The sequence below is a fragment of the Escherichia sp. MOD1-EC6021 genome (assembly GCF_002965245.1).
Taxonomy (GTDB): domain Bacteria; phylum Pseudomonadota; class Gammaproteobacteria; order Enterobacterales; family Enterobacteriaceae; genus Escherichia; species Escherichia coli_F.
Map to the genome: position 1 here is coordinate 71,497 of NZ_PTRU01000008.1, position 22,579 is coordinate 94,075.

The 22,579-nt window shown below is 51.4% G+C and carries 16 protein-coding genes; 14 read left to right on the plus strand and 2 right to left on the minus strand.

The window, feature by feature from the left end; translation table 11 throughout:
- Positions 1 to 103: 103 nt before the first annotated feature.
- Positions 104 to 880 (plus strand): enhanced serine sensitivity protein SseB, encoded by a 777-nt coding sequence (gene sseB / locus BEB54_RS11450; RefSeq protein WP_032184888.1) that lies wholly within the window; start codon positions 104 to 106, stop codon positions 878 to 880.
- A gap of 31 nt (positions 881 to 911) precedes the next feature.
- Here sseB and timP read toward each other — a convergent pair whose 3' ends face one another.
- Positions 912 to 1,037 carry a small toxic inner membrane protein TimP gene (timP, locus tag BEB54_RS29695; RefSeq protein ID WP_001380605.1) on the minus strand — a complete coding sequence of 42 codons (126 nt, stop codon included), beginning with the start codon at positions 1,035 to 1,037 and terminating at the stop codon, positions 912 to 914.
- Positions 1,038 to 1,379: 342 nt separating this feature from the next.
- A complete protein-coding gene (gene sseA, locus BEB54_RS11455; protein WP_105277579.1) occupies positions 1,380 to 2,225 on the minus strand; it encodes a 3-mercaptopyruvate sulfurtransferase in 846 nt (281 codons plus the stop codon).
- Between the two features lie 205 nt (positions 2,226 to 2,430).
- On the opposite strand from sseA, the gene yfhM reads away from it, so the two are divergent.
- From yfhM to BEB54_RS11525, 13 genes are all read left to right on the plus strand, one after another.
- Positions 2,431 to 7,392, plus strand: a complete 4,962-nt coding sequence (yfhM, locus tag BEB54_RS11460) for an alpha2-macroglobulin (RefSeq protein WP_105277580.1) — start codon at positions 2,431 to 2,433, stop codon at positions 7,390 to 7,392.
- Positions 7,393 to 9,705 carry a peptidoglycan glycosyltransferase PbpC gene (gene pbpC, locus BEB54_RS11465; RefSeq protein ID WP_105277581.1) on the plus strand — a complete coding sequence of 771 codons (2,313 nt, stop codon included), beginning with the start codon at positions 7,393 to 7,395 and terminating at the stop codon, positions 9,703 to 9,705. It abuts the gene before it with no gap.
- Between the two features lie 148 nt (positions 9,706 to 9,853).
- Positions 9,854 to 10,285 carry a nucleoside-diphosphate kinase gene (gene ndk / locus BEB54_RS11470; protein WP_000963838.1) on the plus strand — a complete coding sequence of 144 codons (432 nt, stop codon included), beginning with the start codon at positions 9,854 to 9,856 and terminating at the stop codon, positions 10,283 to 10,285.
- A gap of 149 nt (positions 10,286 to 10,434) precedes the next feature.
- The gene (locus BEB54_RS11475; RefSeq protein WP_000003317.1) at positions 10,435 to 11,589 is read left to right on the plus strand and encodes a bifunctional tRNA (adenosine(37)-C2)-methyltransferase TrmG/ribosomal RNA large subunit methyltransferase RlmN; all 1,155 of its coding nucleotides are present in this window, start codon (positions 10,435 to 10,437) and stop codon (positions 11,587 to 11,589) included.
- 284 nt (positions 11,590 to 11,873) lie between these two features.
- Positions 11,874 to 12,887, plus strand: a complete 1,014-nt coding sequence (gene rodZ, locus BEB54_RS11485; protein WP_032184883.1) for a cytoskeleton protein RodZ — start codon at positions 11,874 to 11,876, stop codon at positions 12,885 to 12,887.
- A 26-nt stretch (positions 12,888 to 12,913) separates the two neighbouring features.
- Positions 12,914 to 14,032: a flavodoxin-dependent (E)-4-hydroxy-3-methylbut-2-enyl-diphosphate synthase gene (gene ispG, locus BEB54_RS11490; protein ID WP_000551807.1), complete on the plus strand. Its 1,119-nt coding sequence runs from the start codon at positions 12,914 to 12,916 to the stop codon at positions 14,030 to 14,032.
- 110 nt (positions 14,033 to 14,142) lie between these two features.
- On the plus strand, positions 14,143 to 15,417 hold the full coding sequence (gene hisS / locus BEB54_RS11495; RefSeq protein WP_001107167.1) for a histidine--tRNA ligase: 1,275 nt from the start codon (positions 14,143 to 14,145) through the stop codon (positions 15,415 to 15,417).
- 17 nt (positions 15,418 to 15,434) lie between these two features.
- Positions 15,435 to 16,055, plus strand: a complete 621-nt coding sequence (gene yfgM / locus BEB54_RS11500) for an ancillary SecYEG translocon subunit YfgM (RefSeq protein ID WP_000409211.1) — start codon at positions 15,435 to 15,437, stop codon at positions 16,053 to 16,055.
- A gap of 10 nt (positions 16,056 to 16,065) precedes the next feature.
- Positions 16,066 to 17,244, plus strand: coding sequence for an outer membrane protein assembly factor BamB (gene bamB / locus BEB54_RS11505; protein WP_001177040.1), 1,179 nt, complete (start codon positions 16,066 to 16,068; stop codon positions 17,242 to 17,244).
- Positions 17,245 to 17,361: 117 nt separating this feature from the next.
- Positions 17,362 to 18,834: a ribosome biogenesis GTPase Der gene (gene der / locus BEB54_RS11510; RefSeq protein WP_001353036.1), complete on the plus strand. Its 1,473-nt coding sequence runs from the start codon at positions 17,362 to 17,364 to the stop codon at positions 18,832 to 18,834.
- Positions 18,835 to 18,896: 62 nt separating this feature from the next.
- Positions 18,897 to 19,112 carry a zinc ribbon domain-containing protein gene (locus tag BEB54_RS11515; protein ID WP_105277582.1) on the plus strand — a complete coding sequence of 72 codons (216 nt, stop codon included), beginning with the start codon at positions 18,897 to 18,899 and terminating at the stop codon, positions 19,110 to 19,112.
- Positions 19,113 to 19,321: 209 nt separating this feature from the next.
- Positions 19,322 to 21,496, plus strand: a complete 2,175-nt coding sequence (sinH, locus tag BEB54_RS11520; protein WP_105277583.1) for an intimin-like inverse autotransporter SinH — start codon at positions 19,322 to 19,324, stop codon at positions 21,494 to 21,496.
- Positions 21,497 to 21,551: 55 nt separating this feature from the next.
- Positions 21,552 to 22,544: a SinI family autotransporter-associated protein gene (locus BEB54_RS11525; protein ID WP_105277584.1), complete on the plus strand. Its 993-nt coding sequence runs from the start codon at positions 21,552 to 21,554 to the stop codon at positions 22,542 to 22,544.
- The last annotated feature ends 35 nt before the right edge of the window (positions 22,545 to 22,579 follow it).

Genomic DNA, 22,579 nt, shown 5'->3' on the forward strand with positions numbered 1-22,579 from the left:
TACAAAGTATTGTGAATTCAAAAAATTGCGATTCCCTTGTAGGCCTGATAAGCGTAGCGCATCAGGCACTTGTGCCCCGAACGTTGAATGAATTGTGGTTCTTATGTCCGAAACAAAAAACGAACTTGAAGACCTGCTGGAAAAAGCAGCAACCGAACCGGCGCACCGCCCGGCCTTTTTCCGTACTCTACTGGAATCCACTGTCTGGGTACCAGGTACGGCGGCGCAGGGCGAGGCAGTGGCTGAAGATAGCGCGCTTGATTTACAGCACTGGGAAAAAGAAGATGGCACCAGCGTTATTCCTTTTTTTACCTCGTTAGAAGCACTTCAACAGGCGGTTGAAGACGAACAGGCATTTGTCGTAATGCCCGTTCGCACATTGTTTGAGATGACCCTTGGCGAAACGCTCTTCCTTAATGCCAAACTGCCAACCGGTAAAGAATTTATGCCGCGTGAAATCAGTTTGCTGATTGGTGAAGAAGGGAATCCGCTGAGCAGTCAGGAAGTACTGGAAGGCGGTGAATCGCTGATATTATCGGAGGTCGCAGAGCCGCCAGCGCAAATGATTGATTCACTTACCACCTTATTTAAAACCATTAAGCCGGTGAAGCGTGCTTTTATTTGTTCAATTAAAGAGAACGAAGAGGCACAGCCTAATTTACTTATTGGCATTGAAGCCGATGGTGATATCGAAGAAATTATTCAGGCGGCGGGAAGTGTAGCGACCGATACATTACCTGGCGATGAACCCATCGATATTTGTCAGGTGAAAAAAGGGGAAAAAGGAATTAGCCACTTTATTACCGAACATATTGCGCCATTCTATGAACGTCGCTGGGGTGGTTTTTTGCGTGACTTTAAACAGAATCGGATAATCTAAAATATGCCGCCCCAAAGGGCGGCATTCGGGCTTACTTGCTGCTCTGAAGGTTGTTAACCACCAGTAAATTGTCGCCGGAGAGACTCCGGTTATTATTTACCTCGGTTAACAGCGCACCAGAAACAATAAGTACGATACAGAAGCACCGTATCTTCATTGTGCGGTCCATGCGAAGACCGCATCACGACAGCACCACTGGCGATATTGCCGCGATAGCAAGCGCTGTGGGGTGCCTGCATTTACGGTCATGGAACATCCTTTCCTAAAGCCAGCGCCCGTTTGCGAGACGGCGAAAAGGGCCGTCACGAATAATACTCTCATATTTGAATAATTACTCTATTTATTATCTTGACTTAGCCAGGCATAAAAGAGAGTATTTCAACACTGTGGGGTGCCTGCGTTGCTCCGGCAACACAAGTCAACCTGCTGGAAAGGCCGCGAACCAGACCAGCAATAAAAAACCGCCAAATTCGGCGGTTTTTTATTGCCTGTAAAAAGCTTATTTCTCTGGCTCAACCGGTAAATCGGCCCGTGCGCCCCATTCACTCCATGCGCCGTCGTATAGTTTCACGTTTGGCACATCCAGCGTCGCGAGTGCCAACAAAACCACGGCTGCTGTTACACCAGAACCGCAGCTGACGATAATTGGTTTGTCGTAGCTGACACCGCGACCAAAAAATATCGCATCCAGCTCATCGGTCGTTTTTAGTTCGCCTTCACGTACCAGTTCCGTCCACGGAACGTTCAATGCACCGGGAATATGTCCGCGACGTAAACCTGGGCGAGGTTCATCAACTTCTGCGTTAAAACGTGTAGCCGGGCGGGCATCAATAATTTGCGCCGTATTTTCATGGCTTGCCAATAATACATCGGTTACTTTCACCACGGCTTCAGGATTAAACGCGGCGTTAAACTCACCTTCTGGCAGCGCTACTGCGCCTTCTTCTAATAGCAGATCATCACGCTGCCAGCCTGCAAGTCCACCACCCAGAATCGACACTTTCTCTACACCAAAGGTGCGCAGCATCCACCATGCGCGTGGGGCTGAGAAAAGATTACCTTCGTCATAGACAATCAGGTGCTTATCCTGGTTAACGCCTAACTCACGCATTGCAACGGCGAACGTTTCCGGGCGCGGCAGCATGTGCGGAAGCGGGGAAGTGTGATCAGAAAGCGCTTCGATATCAAAAAACACTGCGCCGGGAATATGTCCATTCAGATACTCCTGGGCAACGTTACGATCTTCCTGTCCAGGCGGTGCCATGCGGGCATCGATAATCTGAATTTCCGGGTCATCAATATGTTCGGCGAGCCAGTCGGCTCCTACAAACCATGTCGTGGACATAGGCATCTCCATTTTTGCCGGGTTAGGCTAAATTGTCGGATGTTTAGTGAAAAGCGACAAGCAAAAGAGGCTGATTTGGCTGTCTGAGCCACAATTCTCACTAAAATTCGGATTCCATGGGCGCGATACTGAATTACATAACGTAAATTCTCACGCATAATAATTATTCGACGTTGCTAACGGGCCATTGTGGCAGGGATGAAAAATGAAAAAGTTACGCGTAGCCGCCTGCATGCTAATGCTGGCGCTGGCAGGGTGCGACAACAACGATAACGCGCCAACAGCGGTGAAAAAAGATGCGCCTTCTGAAGTTACTAAAGCGGCATCTTCAGAAAACGCGAGTTCAGCAAAACTCTCTGCACCGGAGCGACAAAAACTGGCACAACAGAGTGCCGGTAAGGCGCTGACATTGCTGGATCTGTCTGAAGTCCAACTCGATGGCGCAGCCACGCTGGTGCTGACTTTCTCTATCCCTCTCGACCCGGATCAGGATTTCTCGCGCGTTATTCACGTCGTCGATAAAAAGAGCGGCAAAGTGGATGGTGCCTGGGAGTTGTCAGATAATCTTAAAGAGCTGCGTTTACGCCACCTCGAGCCGAAACGTGATTTGATCGTTACTATTGGCAAGGAGGTCAAGGCACTCAACAACGCAACCTTCAGTAAAGATTACGAAAAAACTATAACTACCCGCGATATCCAGCCGAGCGTCGGTTTTGCCAGCCGTGGTTCGCTGCTGCCTGGAAAAGTTATTGAAGGGCTGCCGGTAATGGCGCTCAATGTTAACAATGTCGATGTTAACTTCTTCCGTGTTAAGCCAGAATCTCTGCCAGCATTTATTAGCCAATGGGAATACCGAAATTCGCTGGCGAACTGGCAGTCAGACAAACTGCTGCAAATGGCGGATCTGGTTTATACCGGACGTTTTGATCTCAATCCTGCGCGTAACACCCGTGAAAAATTATTGCTGCCGCTGGGTGATATCAAACCGCTTCAGCAGGCGGGTGTGTATCTGGCTGTGATGAATCAGGCTGGACGTTACGATTACAGTAATCCCGCGACGCTGTTTACATTAAGTGATATCGGCGTATCGGCCCACCGTTATCACAATCGTCTGGATATCTTTACCCAAAGCCTGGGAAACGGCGCGGCCCAGCAAGGAGTTGAAGTCTCATTATTAAATGAGAAAGGGCAGACTCTGACTCAGGCAACCAGTGACGCCCAGGGGCATGTGCAGCTGGAAAATGATAAAAACGCGGCATTACTGTTGGCGCGTAAAGACGGTCAGACAACGCTACTCGATTTAAAACTTCCGGCGCTGGACTTAGCAGAATTTAACATTGCTGGCGCGCCAGGCTATAACAAACAGTTTTTCATGTTTGGCCCGCGCGATCTTTATCGCCCGGGTGAAACAGTCATCCTTAATGGTTTATTGCGTGATGCAGACGGTAAAGCGTTGCCCGATCAACCCATCAAGCTGGACGTAATTAAACCCGACGGGCAGGTACTCAGGAGCGTCGTTAGTCAGCCGGAGAATGGCCTCTATCACTTTACCTGGCCACTCGATAGTAATGCGGCCACCGGCATGTGGCATATCCGAGCCAACACGGGCGATAACCAGTATCGGATGTGGGATTTCCACGTCGAAGATTTTATGCCAGAGCGCATGGCGCTGAATCTGACCGGTGAGAAAACCCCGCTAACGCCGAAAGATGAAGTGAAATTCTCCGTGGTGGGTTACTACCTGTACGGGGCGCCTGCTAATGGTAATACTTTGCAAGGGCAACTTTTCCTGCGCCCACTGCGTGAAGCTGTGTCAGCCTTACCTGGTTTCGAATTCGGCGATATAGCTGCTGAAAACCTTTCGCGCACGCTGGATGAAGTTCAGTTGACGCTGGATGATAAAGGGCGCGGCGAAGTTTCTACAGAAAGCCAGTGGAAGGAAACGCATTCCCCATTACAGGTTATTTTCCAGGGCAGTTTGCTGGAGTCTGGCGGTCGCCCGGTGACGCGCCGTGCTGAGCAGGCTATCTGGCCTGCCGATGCATTGCCGGGGATCCGTCCGCAATTCGCCTCGAAATCGGTTTACGATTATCGCACTGACAGTACGGTAAAACAGCCCATTGTTGATGAAGGCAGTAACGCCGCTTTTGACATCGTTTATAGCGATGCACAGGGCGTCAAAAAAGCTGTGTCTGGCTTACAAGTGCGCCTGATTCGCGAACGCCGCGATTACTACTGGAACTGGTCAGAAGATGAAGGCTGGCAGTCACAGTTTGATCAAAAAGATCTGATCGAAAATGAACAAACACTGGATCTTCAGGCTGATGAAACCGGTAAAGTCAGTTTCCCGGTAGAGTGGGGCGCTTATCGTCTGGAAGTCAAAGCGCCGAATGAAGCGGTCAGTAGTGTGCGTTTCTGGGCTGGCTATAGCTGGCAGGACAATAGCGACGGTAGCGGTGCTGTGCGACCAGACCGTGTCACGCTGAAACTGGATAAAGCCAGTTATCGCCCTGGTGATACCATTAAGTTGCACATTGCCGCGCCAACGGCGGGTAAAGGCTATGCGATGGTCGAGTCCAGTGAAGGGCCGCTGTGGTGGCAGGAGATTGATGTTCCGGCACAAGGGCTGGATCTGACGATTCCGGTCGATAAAACCTGGAATCGTCATGATCTTTATTTAAGTACGCTGGTGGTACGTCCTGGCGATAAATCCCGCTCCGCGACGCCAAAACGCGCAGTTGGCGTGTTGCATTTGCCGCTTGGCGATGAAAACCGTCGTCTCGATCTGGCGCTGGAAACTCCAGCGAAAATACGCCCCAATCAGCCATTAACCGTGAAAATTAAAGCCAGCAATAAAAATGGTGAGATGCCAAAACAGGTGAATGTGCTGGTGTCTGCGGTTGATAGCGGTGTGTTGAATATTACTGATTATGTCACGCCAGATCCGTGGCAGGCATTCTTTGGTCAGAAACGCTATGGCGCAGATATTTACGATATTTACGGTCAGGTCATTGAAGGTCAGGGGCGTCTGGCAGCTCTGCGTTTTGGTGGCGATGGTGATGAACTGAAACGCGGTGGTAAACCGCCAGTAAATCACGTCAATATTGTTGCGCAACAGGCGCTACCGGTAACACTCAACGAACAGGGCGAAGGCACGGTTACATTGCCGATTGGTGATTTTAACGGTGAATTGCGCGTCATGGCACAAGCATGGACAGCAGATGATTTCGGTAGCAACGAAAGCAAAGTGGTTGTTGCCGCACCGGTGATAGCAGAACTGAACATGCCGCGCTTTATGGCCAGCGGTGACACCTCACGTCTGACGCTGGATATCACTAATCTTACCGATAAACCGCAAAAACTGAACGTTGCTCTGACCGCCAGTGGCTTGCTTGAACTGGTTAGCGATTCACCCGCAGCCGTTGAATTAGCGCCGGGCGTGCGAACCACGCTGTTTATCCCGGTGCGAGCATTGCCGGGTTATGGTGATGGTGAAATTCAGGCCACTATTAGCGGGTTAGCGTTACCGGGCGAAACCGTTGCCGATCAGCATAAGCAGTGGAAAATGGGTGTCCGTCCGGCATTTCCGGCACAAACCGTCAATTACGGTACGGCGTTGCAGCCTGGTGAGACATGGGCGATTCCAGCTGATGGATTGCAAAACTTCTCGCCTGTTACGCTGGAAGGGCAATTGTTGTTGAGCGGCAAAGCACCGTTGAATATTGCACGTTATATCAAAGAGTTAAAAGCGTATCCGTACGGTTGTCTGGAGCAAACCGCCAGCGGCCTGTTCCCGTCACTTTACACCAACGCAGCCCAACTGCAGGCGTTGGGAATCAAAGGCGACAGTGATGAGAAGCGCCGTGCGGCAGTCGATATCGGCATTTCTCGTTTACTGCAAATGCAACGTGATAACGGTGGCTTTGCGCTGTGGGATAAAAACGGTGATGAAGAGTACTGGCTGACGGCTTACGTGATGGATTTCCTGGTCCGCGCAGGTGAGCAGGGTTACAGCGTGCCGACAGAAGCCATTAACCGGGGGAATGAGCGTCTACTGCGCTATTTACAAGATCCGGGCATGATGTCGATTCCGTATGCGGATAATCTCAAAGCCAGTAAATTCGCCGTACAGTCTTACGCTGCGCTGGTGCTGGCCCGTCAGCAAAAGGCACCGCTGGGTGCGCTGCGTGAAATCTGGGAGCATCGTGCCGATGCTGCGTCTGGATTACCGCTGCTGCAACTTGGCGTTGCGCTGAAAACCATGGGCGATGCAACGCGTGGTGAAGAAGCGATTGTGCTGGCACTGAAAACGCCGCGCAATAGTGATGAGCGGATATGGCTGGGTGATTACGGTAGTCCACTGCGCGACAACGCATTGATGCTCTCCTTGCTGGAAGAGAACAAATTGCTACCCGATGAGCAGTACCCTCTGCTGAACACACTTTCGCAGCAGGCGTTCGGTGAACGCTGGTTATCAACTCAGGAAAGCAACGCGCTGTTCCTGGCTGCCCGTACGATTCAGGATTTACCGGGCAAATGGCAGGCGCAAACGTCTTTCTCTGCTGAGCTGCTGACAGGTGAGAAAGCGCAAACCAGCAATCTGAATAGCGATCAACTTGCCACCTTACAGGTGACCAACAGTGGCGATCAGCCGTTATGGCTGCGTGTGGATGCCAGCGGTTATCCGCAATCCGCCCCTTTACCGGCGAGCAATGTGCTGCAAATCGAGCGCCATATTCTTGGCACTGACGGTAAGAGCAAATCGCTGGATTCGTTACGTAGCGGCGATCTGGTACTGGTCTGGGTGCAGGTCAAAGCCAGTAACAGCGTGCCGGATGCTTTGGTCGTTGATTTACTGCCTGCGGGCCTGGAACTGGAAAACCAGAACCTGGCTAACGGCAGCGCCAGCCTGGAGCAAAGTGGTAGCGAAGTGCAAAACCTACTCAGTCAAATGCAACAAGCGAACATTAAGCACATTGAGTTCCGTGACGATCGCTTTGTGGCGGCGGTTGCCGTTGATGAATATCAACCAGTCACGCTGGTGTATCTGGCGCGGGCGGTAACGCCGGGAACATACAATGTTCCGCAACCAATGGTGGAATCGATGTATGTTCCCCACTGGCGGGCGACTGGCGCGGCTGAAGATCTGTTGATTGTCAGACCGTAAATGCCTCGCCTGTTAACCAAACGCGGCTGCTGGATAGCGCTGGCAGCTGCGCCTTTTCTCCTTTTTTTTGCCGCGTGGGGAGCAGATAAACTCTGGCCCCTGCCATTGCATGAAGTCAATCCCGCACGCGTAGTCGTGGCGCAGGATGGTACGCCACTCTGGCGTTTCGCCGATGCTGAGGGCATCTGGCGCTATCCGGTAACCATCGAAGATGTCTCTCCGCGTTACCTTGAAGCACTGATCAATTATGAAGATCGCTGGTTCTGGAAGCATCCGGGGGTGAATCCATTCTCGGTGGCGCGCGCAGCATGGCAAGATCTCACTTCGGGACGGATTATTTCCGGCGGCAGCACACTCACCATGCAGGTTGCTCGTCTGCTTGATCCTCACCCCAAAACTTTTGGCGGCAAAATTCGCCAGCTCTGGCGCGCGTTTCAACTGGAATGGCACTTGTCTAAACGTGACATTCTGACCTTGTATCTTAATCGCGCTCCGTTTGGTGGTACGTTGCAGGGGATCGGTGCGGCAAGTTGGGCATATCTCGGAAAATCGCCTGCGAATTTAAGCTATTCCGAGGCGGCAATGCTGGCGGTGTTACCACAAGCGCCCAGCCGACTGCGTCCGGATCGCTGGCCGGAACGTGCCGAGGCCGCACGTAATAAAGTGCTCAATCGGATGGCTGCGCAAGGTGTGTGGTCCCGTGAGCAGGTAAAAGAATCTAGTGAAGAGCCCATCTGGTTGGCACCCAGACAAATGCCGCAACTGGCACCGCTGTTTTCGCGCATGATGCTCGGTAAAAGCAAAAGCGACAAAATCGTTACTACGCTGGATGCTGGTTTACAGCGTCGTCTGGAAGAACTGGCGCAAAACTGGAAAGGACGATTGCCACCGCGCAGTTCGTTGGCAATGATCGTTGTTGATCATACTGATATGAGTGTGCGCGGCTGGGTAGGATCGGTTGATCTTAATGATGATTCCCGCTTTGGGCATGTCGATATGGTCAATGCGATCCGATCGCCGGGATCGGTACTCAAACCGTTTGTTTATGGTCTGGCGCTGGATGAAGGCTTGATCCACCCAGCATCGCTGTTGCAAGACGTTCCCCGGCGCACTGGTGATTATCGACCAGGCAACTTTGACAGCGGTTTTCATGGCCCGATCAGCATGAGTGAGGCGCTGGTGCGCTCGCTGAACTTACCTGCTGTGCAGGTGCTGGAAGCCTATGGGCCGAAACGGTTTGCGGCAAAGTTACGCAATGTTGGATTGCCGTTATATCTGCCCAACGGCGCTGCACCGAATCTTTCGCTCATTCTCGGCGGCGCAGGTGCAAAACTGGAGGATATGGCTGCAGCGTATACCGCATTTGCTCGCCACGGTAAGGCGGGTAAGTTGCGCTTACAGCCGGGGGACCCATTACTTGAGCGACCGTTAATGTCGCCGGGGGCCGCGTGGATTATCCGCCGTATTATGGCAGATGAAGCGCAGCCGCTTCCGGATGGCGCTTTGCCACGCGTCGTACCTCTGGCGTGGAAAACAGGAACCAGTTATGGCTATCGCGATGCATGGGCTATTGGCGTTAACGCTCGTTACGTAATTGGGATCTGGACTGGCAGACCGGACGGTACGCCCGTTGTCGGTCAGTTTGGCTTTGCCAGCGCCGTACCGCTGTTGAATCAGGTCAATAATATCTTACTGTCGCGCAGTGCGAATCTGCCGGAAGACCCGCGTCCTGATTCTGTAAGCCGTGGCGTTATCTGCTGGCCTGGTGGGCAATCATTGCCAGAAGGCGATAGCAATTGCCGCCGTCGTCTTGCCACCTGGCTGCTGGACGGGAGCCAGCCGCCAACTCTGTTACTGCCCGAGCAGGAAGGCATTAATGGCATTCGTTTCCCCATCTGGCTGGATGAAAACGGCAAACGTGTTGCCGCTGATTGTCCTCAGGCTCGACAAGAAATGATTAATGTCTGGCCATTACCACTTGAACCCTGGCTACCTGCTGCTGAACGACGAGCAGCGCGCTTACCTGGGGCATCAACAAATTGCCCGCCGTATGGTCGTGATGCTCAGGTACCTTTACAGTTGATTGGTGTGCGTGATGGCGTAATTATCAAACGTCTGCCAGGAGCTACTGATGCGTCATTACCAGTACAATTAAGCGGAGGAACAGGCGAACGCTGGTGGTTTCTTAATGGTGAACCGTTAGCTGAACGCGGGCGTAACGTGACTCTGCATTTGACAGAGAAAGGCGATTATCAATTGCTGGTAATGGACGAAATGGGGCAGGTGGCGACAGTGAGATTTGTCATGCAGTAGTCTGTTTTGCTCATATTTGTTGCTTAAACTCGTTTTATTTTAAAAAAATGTTACCTTCATCAATAGTCAACGGCCCTGTTGCTCATTATAATCCGCGCCATCTCGTACGCTGGTACAGACAACAACAGAATAATTTACAGAGGTAAAAATGGCTATTGAACGTACTTTTTCCATCATCAAACCGAACGCGGTAGCAAAAAACGTCATTGGCAATATCTTTGCGCGCTTTGAAGCTGCAGGGTTCAAAATTGTCGGCACCAAAATGCTGCACCTGACCGTTGAACAGGCTCGTGGCTTTTATGCTGAACACGATGGAAAACCGTTCTTTGATGGTCTGGTTGAATTCATGACCTCTGGCCCGATCGTGGTTTCCGTGCTGGAAGGTGAAAACGCCGTTCAGCGTCACCGCGATCTGCTGGGCGCGACCAATCCGGCAAACGCACTGGCTGGTACTCTGCGTGCTGATTACGCTGACAGCCTGACCGAAAACGGTACTCACGGTTCTGATTCCGTCGAATCTGCCGCTCGCGAAATCGCTTATTTCTTCGGCGAAGGTGAAGTGTGCTCGCGCACGCGTTAATAATTTCGTAAATGCCGCGTGCAAACGTGGCATCCATGCGCCAGAATTTGTACAATGCAGCGCCCCCGGACGAGCAGCCGCTCACCGGGGCGTTTCTTTTTTCAACCCTCCAGGGGCCATAACGTGTAATAACGAGGCCGGAATAGCATATGTCTGAACAATTAGTCACACCTGAAAACGTCACCACGAAAGATGGAAAAATCAACCTGCTGGATCTCAACCGTCAGCAGATGCGGGAGTTTTTTAAAGATTTAGGTGAAAAACCCTTCCGCGCCGATCAGGTGATGAAGTGGATGTATCACTATTGCTGCGACAACTTTGATGAGATGACCGACATCAACAAAGTGTTGCGCGGCAAACTAAAAGAGGTGGCGGAAATCCGCGCACCGGAAGTGGTTGAAGAACAGCGTTCATCTGACGGCACCATTAAATGGGCGATTGCCGTTGGCGATCAGCGCGTCGAAACGGTGTATATCCCGGAAGACGACCGTGCCACGCTTTGCGTTTCCTCGCAGGTGGGGTGTGCGCTGGAGTGTAAATTCTGTTCCACCGCCCAGCAGGGCTTTAACCGCAATCTGCGGGTGTCGGAAATTATCGGCCAGGTGTGGCGTGCAGCGAAAATCGTTGGCGCAGCAAAAGTCACCGGTCAGCGCCCAATCACTAACGTAGTGATGATGGGTATGGGCGAGCCGCTGCTCAACCTGAACAACGTCGTTCCGGCGATGGAAATCATGCTCGATGATTTCGGTTTTGGTCTGTCTAAACGTCGCGTTACGCTCTCTACATCAGGCGTTGTTCCGGCGCTGGATAAACTGGGCGATATGATCGACGTAGCGCTGGCAATTTCCCTGCATGCGCCGAACGACGAAATTCGTGACGAAATTGTGCCGATCAACAAAAAGTACAATATCGAAACGTTCCTTGCTGCGGTGCGCCGCTATCTGGAGAAATCTAACGCCAATCAGGGCCGAGTCACTATTGAATACGTGATGCTTGATCACGTTAACGACGGCACTGAACACGCGCACCAACTGGCGGAGCTGCTGAAAGATACGCCGTGTAAGATCAACCTGATCCCGTGGAACCCGTTCCCTGGCGCGCCGTATGGACGCAGCTCAAACAGTCGTATCGACCGTTTCTCTAAAGTGCTGATGAGCTACGGTTTCACCACTATTGTGCGTAAAACTCGTGGTGATGATATCGATGCTGCCTGTGGTCAGTTGGCGGGCGATGTTATCGACCGTACGAAACGTACCCTGCGTAAACGAATGCAGGGTGAGGCCATCGACATTAAAGCGGTCTGATAGCCATTACGCCACGGTTACTTTATGTACCGTGGCGTAATCTTTTATGAATGAAGTATTAAGTTGCAATTGTCTGGTCAATATTAACGGTGCGTTTTTGCTGACTTTAAGGCAGTATGTAACGATGCAACAGTAAGTTAGCCTTAGTGAATGTGGGCTTTGTCACGAGCACACAGACGGTCTTATACTGTATGATAACGGTTAACTTAACGGATGTTTCGCGGTGTGGGTGAGCATGATGGTTCACCGGCATCTCAATTCTCATTTAAACGTACCTGCAGCGAATGAATACTGAAGCCACGCACGACCAAAATGAAGCACTTACTACCGGCGCTCGCCTGCGTAATGCTCGCGAACAACTAGGACTTAGTCAGCAGGCCGTTGCTGAGCGACTTTGCCTGAAGGTTTCCACGGTACGCGACATTGAAGAAGATAAGGCACCTGCCGATCTTGCTTCAACATTCCTGCGCGGATATATCCGCTCTTATGCGCGTCTGGTACATATTCCAGAAGAAGAACTGCTACCGGGGCTGGAAAAACAGGCTCCACTACGAGCTGCAAAAGTTGCGCCGATGCAGAGTTTTTCCCTCGGTAAACGCCGCAAAAAACGTGACGGCTGGCTGATGACCTTCACCTGGCTGGTGTTGTTTGTGGTTATTGGCCTGAGCGGTGCCTGGTGGTGGCAAGACCACAAAGCTCAGCAGGAAGAGATCACTACTATGGCCGATCAATCTTCTGCGGAACTGAGCAGTAATAACGAACAGGGGCAGAGTGTTCCGTTAGATACGTCGACAACCACAGACCCGACTACGACGTCCACGCCGCCAGCGTCTGTGGATACTACCGCAACTAACACGCAAACACCTGCCATAACTTCGCCAGCACCAGCTGTTGATTCACAACAGAATGCAGTTGTTTCACCTTCGCAGGCAAATGTTGATACCGCTGCGACCCCGGCACCAACGGCAACAACAACGCCAGATGGTGCTGCGCCGTTGCCAACCGATCAGGCTGGCGTGACCACGCCGGCGGCTGACCCGAATGCGCTGGTGATGAACTTTACTGCCGATTGCTGGCTGGAAGTCACTGACGCTACCGGTAAAAAACTGTTTAGCGGTATGCAGCGTAAAGACGGTAATTTGAACTTAACCGGCCAGGCTCCGTACAAACTGAAAATTGGTGCGCCAGCCGCAGTACAGATCCAGTATCAAGGGAAACCTGTCGATCTGAGTCGTTTTATCAGAACTAACCAGGTTGCGCGTCTGACCCTAAATGCCGAACAATCACCGGCGCAGTAACAGACGGGTAACGCGGGAGATTTTTCATGCATAACCAGGCTCCAATTCAACGTAGAAAATCAACACGTATTTACGTTGGGAATGTGCCGATTGGCGATGGTGCCCCCATCGCCGTACAGTCCATGACCAATACGCGTACGACAGACGTCGAAGCTACGGTCAATCAAATTAAGGCGCTGGAACGTGTTGGCGCTGATATCGTCCGTGTCTCCGTACCGACGATGGACGCGGCAGAAGCGTTCAAGCTCATCAAACAACAGGTTAACGTACCGCTGGTGGCTGATATCCACTTTGACTATCGCATTGCGCTGAAAGTAGCGGAATACGGGGTCGATTGTTTGCGTATTAACCCTGGCAATATCGGTAATGAAGAGCGTATTCGCATGGTGGTTGACTGTGCGCGCGATAAAAACATTCCGATCCGTATTGGCGTTAACGCTGGATCGCTGGAAAAAGATCTGCAAGAAAAGTATGGCGAACCGACGCCGCAGGCATTGCTGGAATCTGCCATGCGCCATGTTGATCATCTTGATCGTCTGAACTTCGATCAGTTCAAAGTCAGCGTCAAAGCGTCTGATGTCTTCCTCGCTGTTGAGTCTTATCGTCTGCTGGCAAAACAGATCGATCAACCGCTGCATCTTGGGATCACCGAAGCGGGCGGCGCACGTAGTGGGGCAGTAAAATCTGCCATTGGTTTAGGCCTGCTGCTGTCTGAAGGCATCGGCGACACGCTGCGCGTATCGCTGGCGGCCGATCCGGTCGAAGAGATCAAAGTCGGTTTCGATATTTTGAAATCGCTGCGTATCCGTTCGCGCGGGATCAATTTCATCGCCTGCCCGACCTGTTCGCGTCAGGAGTTTGACGTTATCGGTACGGTTAACGCCCTGGAGCAACGCCTGGAAGATATCATCACCCCGATGGACGTTTCGATTATCGGCTGCGTGGTGAATGGACCAGGTGAGGCGCTGGTTTCTACACTCGGCGTTACCGGCGGCAACAAGAAAAGCGGCCTCTATGAAGATGGCGTGCGCAAAGACCGTCTGGACAACAACGATATGATCGACCAGCTGGAAGCGCGCATTCGTGCGAAAGCCAGCCAACTGGATGAAGCGCGTCGAATTGACGTTCAGCAGGTTGAAAAATAATAACGTGATGGGAAGCGCCTCGCTTCCCGTGTATGATTGAACCCGCATGGCTCCCGAAATATTGAGGGGCGCGTTGAGGGTTCATTTTTATATTCAGAAAGAGAATAAACGTGGCAAAAAACATTCAAGCCATTCGCGGCATGAACGATTACCTGCCTGGCGAAACGGCCATCTGGCAGCGCATTGAAGGCACACTGAAAAACGTGCTCGGCAGCTACGGTTACAGTGAAATCCGCTTGCCGATTGTAGAGCAGACCCCGCTATTCAAACGTGCGATTGGTGAAGTCACCGACGTGGTTGAAAAAGAGATGTACACCTTTGAGGATCGCAATGGCGACAGCCTGACTCTGCGCCCTGAAGGGACGGCGGGCTGTGTACGCGCCGGCATCGAGCATGGTCTTCTGTACAATCAGGAACAGCGTCTATGGTATATCGGGCCGATGTTCCGTCACGAGCGTCCGCAGAAAGGGCGTTATCGTCAGTTCCACCAGTTGGGTTGCGAAGTTTTCGGTCTACAAGGTCCTGATATCGACGCTGAACTGATTATGCTCACCGCCCGCTGGTGGCGTGCGCTGGGTATCTCTGAACACGTAACTCTTGAGCTGAATTCTATCGGTTCGCTGGAAGCACGCGCCAATTATCGCGATGCGCTGGTTGCATTCCTTGAGCAGCATAAAGAAAAGCTGGACGAAGACTGCAAACGCCGCATGTACACTAACCCGCTGCGCGTGCTGGATTCCAAAAATCCGGAAGTGCAGGCCCTTCTCAACGACGCCCCAGCATTAGGTGACTATCTTGACGAGGAATCTCGTGAGCACTTTGCTGGTCTGTGCAAACTGCTGGAGAGCGCGGGTATCGCTTACACCGTAAACCAGCGTCTGGTGCGTGGTCTGGACTACTATAACCGTACTGTTTTTGAGTGGGTGACTAACAGCCTCGGTTCTCAGGGCACCGTGTGCGCAGGCGGTCGTTATGACGGTCTGGTGGAACAACTGGGTGGTCGTGCAACACCGGCAGTCGGTTTCGCGATGGGTCTCGAACGTCTTGTATTGTTAGTTCAGGCCGTTAATCCGGAATTTAAAGCCGATCCTGTTGTCGATATATATCTGGTGGCTTCAGGTGCTGACACACAATCTGCGGCTATGGCATTAGCAGAGCGTCTGCGTGATGAATTACCGGGCGTGAAACTGATGACCAACCACGGCGGCGGCAACTTTAAGAAGCAGTTTGCCCGTGCTGATAAATGGGGCGCCCGCGTTGCTGTGGTGCTGGGTGAGTCTGAAGTGGCTAACGGCACAGCAGTAGTGAAGGATTTGCGCTCTGGTGAGCAAACGGCAGTTGCGCAGGATAGCGTAGCCGCGCATTTGCGCACGTTACTGGGTTAAGGAAGGAGAAGGACAGCGTGGAAATTTACGAGAACGAAAACGACCAGGTTGAAGCGGTTAAACGCTTTTTTGCTGAAAATGGCAAAGCACTGGCTGTTGGGGTGATTTTGGGCGTTGGCGCATTGATTGGCTGGCGCTACTGGAACAGCCATCAGGTTGATTCTACACGCTCCGCTTCTCTTGCCTATCAAAATGCGGTTACCGCAGTGAGCGAAGGCAAACCGGATAGCATCCCGGCGGCGGAAAAATTTGCTGCTGAAAATAAAAATACCTATGGTGCGCTGGCTTCTTTGGAACTTGCGCAGCAATTTGTTGACAAAAATGAACTAGAGAAAGCTGCCACCCAGTTACAACAGGGATTGGCGGACACGAGCGATGAAAATCTCAAAGCCGTGATAAATCTGCGTCTTGCCCGCGTTCAGGTACAGCTCAAGCAGGCTGATGCCGCGCTGAAAACCCTCGATACCATCAAAGGTGAAGGGTGGGCTGCCATTGTTGCCGACCTGCGTGGCGAAGCATTGCTGAGCAAAGGTGATAAGCAAGGTGCGCGTAGTGCATGGGAAGCTGGCGTGAAAAGCGATGTTACCCCGGCACTGAGCGAAATGATGCAGATGAAAATTAATAATTTGTCCATCTGAGAGGGACCCGATGCAATTGCGTAAATTACTGCTGCCAGGACTGCTTTCCGTTACCCTTTTAAGCGGCTGTTCTCTGTTTAACAGCGAAGAAGATGTGGTAAAGATGTCCCCATTGCCGACCGTTGAAAACCAGTTTACGCCGACCACGGCGTGGAGCACTTCCGTGGGTAGCGGCATTGGCAACTTCTATTCCAATCTTCATCCGGCACTGGCGGACAACGTTGTCTATGCAGCGGACCGCGCTGGTTTAGTAAAAGCGCTGAATGCGGATGATGGCAAAGAAATCTGGTCTGTCAGTCTGGCCGAGAAAGATGGCTGGTTCTCTAAAGAGCCTGCATTACTTTCTGGCGGCGTGACCGTGTCTGGCGGACATGTCTACATTGGCAGCGAAAAGGCGCAGGTTTACGCGCTGAATACCAGCGATGGTACTGTGGCATGGCAAACTAAAGTCGCGGGTGAAGCGCTTTCTCGCCCGGTGGTCAGCGACGGTCTGGTGTTAATCCACACCAGTAACGGTCAGTTGCAAGCCCTGAACGAAGCTGACGGCGCTGTCAAATGGACAGTTAACCTCGATATGCCTTCACTCTCTTTGCGTGGCGAGTCTGCGCCAGCAACGGCTTTTGGTGCGGCCGTCGTGGGTGGCGATAATGGTCGCGTCAGCGCAGTGCTAATGGAACAGGGCCAGATGATTTGGCAGCAGCGTATTTCCCAGGCGACCGGTTCTACTGAAATTGACCGCCTGAGCGATGTTGACACGACTCCCGTCATTGTTAACGGCGTTGTTTTCGCGCTGGCCTATAATGGTAACCTGACGGCGCTTGATCTGCGCAGCGGTCAGATTATGTGGAAGCGCGAACTGGGTTCGGTGAATGATTTCATCGTCGACGGCAACCGCATCTATCTGGTCGATCAAAATGACCGGGTGATGGCGTTGACCATTGATGGCGGCGTTACGCTGTGGACACAAAGCGATCTGCTGCATCGCCTGTTGACTTCTCCGGTGCTGTATAATGGCAACCTGGTGGTAGGTGACAGTGAAGGTTATCTGCACTGGATCAACGTCGAAGATGGTCGTTTCGTTGCCCAGCAAAAAGTTGATAGCTCCGGTTTCCAGACTGAACCGGTTGCCGCTGACGGCAAACTGCTGATCCAGGCAAAAGACGGGACTGTGTACTCTATTACACGTTAATCGTCTCTGTCGTTCACTTTGAAAACGGCTCCTGGACAGGGGCCGTTTTCCTGTTTTTAACAACGACACGAATATAGCGTGCGTTGTCTGATGATTTATAAAAATGAGGCTTTAAACATGGTACCTGTGGTCGCGCTTGTCGGGCGCCCTAACGTAGGAAAATCCACGTTATTTAACCGTCTAACTCGCACCCGAGATGCGCTGGTTGCGGATTTCCCGGGTCTGACTCGTGACCGTAAGTACGGTCGTGCGGAAATTGAAGGCCGCGAGTTTATCTGTATTGATACCGGCGGGATTGACGGAACAGAAGACGGTGTAGAAACCCGCATGGCGGAACAGTCGCTGCTGGCGATTGAAGAAGCGGACGTCGTACTGTTTATGGTGGATGCGCGCGCGGGCCTGATGCCTGCGGATGAAGCGATTGCTAAACATCTGCGCTCCCGCGAAAAACCGACCTTCCTGGTGGCAAACAAAACCGATGGTCTGGATCCGGATCAGGCCGTTGTTGATTTCTATTCGCTCGGTTTAGGTGAAATCTATCCTATCGCCGCGTCTCACGGTCGTGGCGTATTAAGTCTGCTGGAGCACGTGCTGTTGCCGTGGATGGAAGATATCGCACCACAAGAAGAAGTGGATGAAGACGCTGAGTACTGGGCGCAATTTGAAGCGGAAGAGAACGGCGAAGAAGAAGAGGAAGACGACTTTGACCCGCAAAGTCTGCCAATCAAACTGGCGATAGTGGGTCGTCCTAACGTCGGTAAGTCTACACTCACTAACCGTATCCTTGGCGAAGAACGCGTCGTAGTTTACGACATGCCGGGCACTACGCGTGACAGTATCTACATTCCAATGGAACGCGATGGGCGTGAGTATGTACTCATTGACACTGCGGGCGTACGTAAACGCGGCAAAATCACCGATGCGGTAGAGAAATTCTCCGTAATCAAAACATTGCAGGCGATTGAAGATGCCAACGTGGTGATGTTGGTGATTGATGCTCGCGAGGGTATTTCCGATCAGGATCTCTCCTTACTGGGCTTTATTCTCAATAGTGGGCGCTCACTTGTGATTGTAGTGAACAAGTGGGACGGCCTGAGCCAGGAAGTGAAAGAGCAAGTAAAAGAGACGCTGGACTTCCGTCTGGGCTTTATCGACTTCGCCCGTGTGCATTTTATCTCTGCATTACACGGCAGCGGCGTTGGTAACCTGTTTGAGTCAGTACGTGAAGCGTATGACAGCTCCACCCGTCGCGTGGGTACGTCAATGCTGACGCGTATCATGACCATGGCGGTTGAAGATCACCAGCCGCCGCTGGTTCGCGGGCGTCGTGTGAAGCTGAAATATGCCCACGCCGGGGGTTATAACCCGCCAATTGTGGTGATTCATGGCAACCAGGTGAAAGACCTGCCTGATTCCTATAAGCGTTATCTGATGAACTACTTCCGCAAGTCTCTGGACGTGATGGGTACGCCGATTCGTATTCAGTTCAAAGAAGGGGAAAACCCCTATGCGAACAAGCGTAACACCTTGACGCCGACCCAGATGCGCAAGCGTAAGCGTTTGATGAAGCATATTAAGAAAAGTAAGTAATTTCTTATCTGGTTTCCCTTTCCAAACGGAGAGGGAAACTGAACAACAGGCGAGGAGTATTTATGGAACTCAACTGCCCAACCTGCCATAACCCTCTCGAACGCAACGGTGAAACTGCCCACTGTGCAACTTGTGCCAAAGATTTCACCATTCAGGCGCTTTGTCCTGACTGCCATCAGCCATTACAGGTGTTAAAAGCTTGTGGTGCAGTAGATTATTTCTGCCAGCATGGGCACGGTTTAATATCCAAAAAACGCGTTGAATTTATTGTTGTTTAATATTATTTAAATATATGGTGCAATCATTTGTATTCATAATATAAATGATTGCATCCTATTTTATTTGTTGAAACGCAAATGTAAGTGAGCGAAATCACTGTGTTATAAATTTAAGATTATATTTAGTTTTCCTGGCGTGCCTTTCTTAATAATCTGGAATAGAATATTAGAGCTAATTTTAAGCATTATTAATGTCACAGGGGATGTGCATGCTGCGATGGAAACGCTGTATTATGCTAACATTTATCTCTGGAGCGGCTTTTGCGGCTCCAGAGATAAATGTTGAGCATAAAGAATCGTTACCTGATTTAGGTAGTCAGGCCGCACAACAGGAAGAGCAAACTAACAAGGGTAAATCGCTAAAAGAGCGTGGTGCCGATTACGTCATTAACTCTGCCACGCAAGGGTTTGAAAACCTTACACCCGAGGCGCTGGAGTCCCAGGCCAGAAGCTATCTGCAAAGTCAAATTACCTCTACGACACAATCTTATATTGAGGATACACTCTCCCCCTACGGTAAGGTCCGAACGAATCTTTCTCTTGGTCAGGGCGGCGATCTGGATGGCAGTTCCATCGACTATTTTGTTCCCTGGTATGATAATCAAACTACTGTTTATTTCAGCCAATTTTCTGCACAACGAAAAGAAGATCGTACGATCGGGAATATTGGGCTTGGTGTAAGACATAATTTTGATAGATGGTTATTGGGTGGAAATATATTTTATGATTATGATTTTACCCGTGGGCATCGCCGTTTAGGTTTAGGTGCCGAAGCCTGGACTGATTATTTAAAATTCTCTGGCAACTATTATCACCCGCTTTCTGACTGGAAAGACTCCGAAGATTTCGATTTTTATGAGGAGCGCCCGGCGCGCGGCTGGGATATTCGCGCCGAAGCCTGGCTACCTGCTTACCCGCAGCTTGGCGGTAAAATCGTTTTCGAACAGTATTACGGTGATGAAGTCGCGCTTTTTGGCACCGATAATCTGGAGAAAGATCCCTTCGCCGTCACGCTGGGTGTGAAATACCAGCCCGTACCACTCATTGCCGTAGGAACGGATTTCAAAGCCGGCACTGGCGATAATACCGATCTTTCTGTTAACGCAACGCTGAACTACCAGTTTGGCGTCCCGCTCAAAGACCAGCTTGATCCTTACAAAGTAAGCGCGGCTCACTCGCTCATGGGCAGCCGTCACGACTTTGTTGAACGTAACAACTTTATTGTTCTGGAATACAAAGAGAAAGATCCCCTCGATGTCACTTTGTGGCTGAAAGCTGATGCGACGAATGAACATCCCGAGTGCGTGATTAAAGATACGCCAGAAGCAGCCATCGGGCTGGAAAAATGTAAGTGGACCATTAACGCGCTCATTAATCATCATTACAAAATCGTTGCTGCCTCCTGGCAGGCGAAAAACAATGCTGCACGTACGCTGGTGATGCCGGTTATCAAAGAAAACACCCTTACCGAAGGGAACAACAACCACTGGAATCTGGTACTGCCTGCCTGGCAGTACAGCTCTGATAAAGCCGACCAGGAAAAACTCAATACCTGGCGGGTACGCCTGGCGCTGGAAGATGAAAAAGGCAATCGGCAGAACTCCGGCGTGGTGGAAATCACCGTTCAGCAGGATCGTAAAATTGAGCTCATCGTTAACAACATCGCCAATGTACCGGATGAGAACAATCACAGCCACGAAGCCAGCGCGCAAGCGGATGGTGTAGATGGCGTCGTCATGGATCTCGACGTTACGGATAGCTTTGGCGACAACACTGACCGTAACGGTAATGTCTTGCCGCAGGATAATCTCAGCCCGCAGCTGTTTGATGCCAACGATAAAAAAGTGACGCTGACGAATAAACCCTGCACCACCGAAGTGCCGTGCGTTTTTATCGCCAAACAAGATAAAGAAAAGGGGACCGTTACGCTCTCCAGTACGTTGCCCGGTACTTTCCGCTGGAAGGCGAAAGCCGCCCCTTATGATGACAGTAACTATGTTGACGTAACGTTCCTGGGTTCTGACATCGGCGGGCTGAATGCTTTTATCTACCGCGTTGGTGCAGCTAAGCCCGTCAATCTTATCGGCAACAAAGAACCGTTGCCTCTCAATAGCCGCTATCGCTTTGTGCTGTGGCGCGACGCTAACAAAGACGGCGTGTTCCAGCTTTCTGAGAAGCTCACTGACGACGAGATGAAACAGTATGACTATCAGTGGGAATTCACGGGGAATAGCGTAAATGGCAATACCGGCGCGCAAACCAATACCACGAACGTCGATATAGAGATCCCGGCAACCAACAAGGAAGCGGCAGCAAAATTTAATGCTCAGGTAACCGATGGTGTGCAGGGATACGGTTTGCAGGTCAATTACAGCAAGAAATAGGGTCGGCGCCATGGCTGATCGGGCCACCGCTGAATATTAATCAAGGAGAGTGTTTATGAAACCTCATATGAAACGTGGCCTGACAAAAGTCGCGCTGGCACTGATGCTGGCTGGATACTGTGCCGTACCAGCCGCTATGGCGGAAGATGCCGCCTGGGTCGCCAGTGGAACTACCGCTGAATTCGAAGGGACTATACCCTGGCTCTATCGCGAAGGGGGGAATGCCACGATTAACTCGGAAGATGCGGATCACATTAAAGTGACGTCAGATGGTAAAGGGACCCGTCCTCCGGGTAGCGAGACGGATAAACGCCTTTACTCAGGGGATACCATCACGCTGGGTTGGGATATCGGCGATACCGAAGGGGATATTGATGATGGTCCCGCAGGCATTGATGCGAAAACGACAGCCACTATCAAATGGTACAGCTACAGCAATAATGCGGGTGGCGATAAAACGGAGCTGACCGCAGCGGCAGGCAAGACGAATTATAAACTCACTGATGACGATCGTGGGCGTTATATCGGTGTTGAAATCCAGCCCATCACCCAGACCGGTAATCCCTTCGAGGGAACGTCGCTGACTCTGCTGGATATTTCAACGGCCAGCGGTGGCGGCAGCGATACGGACAATGTCGATCCCGGCCCGGTTGTGAACCAGAATCTGAAAGTTGCCATCTTCGAGAAAGGCACCACTACCAACCTTATCGGTGGTAACACGGCCATTGCGCTTAACAAAACGTATGTGGCCAAACTGTACTCGGATGAAAACCAGAACGGTAAATACGACGCGGGTACGGATATGGACGTTACCGCTAACTACGACTTTGCATGGGTCTTTAACGGTAACAGTAAACAACTTGCTGCGGCGGGCGGTATTGCTAATGCCAGCTTCGATAACAATGACATTGTTATCCCGCAAACTAACGAAGAAGCAAGAACCAGCCTTAACGGTAGTGACCGTAATGGTAAGAGTGGTCTTGCGATCCCGGCAAACGGCGACGGCGTTCAGGGCTATACGCTGTCTATCATTTACAAACACCACTAATGCGCACAACAGCATTCCCATACGGGAATGCTGTT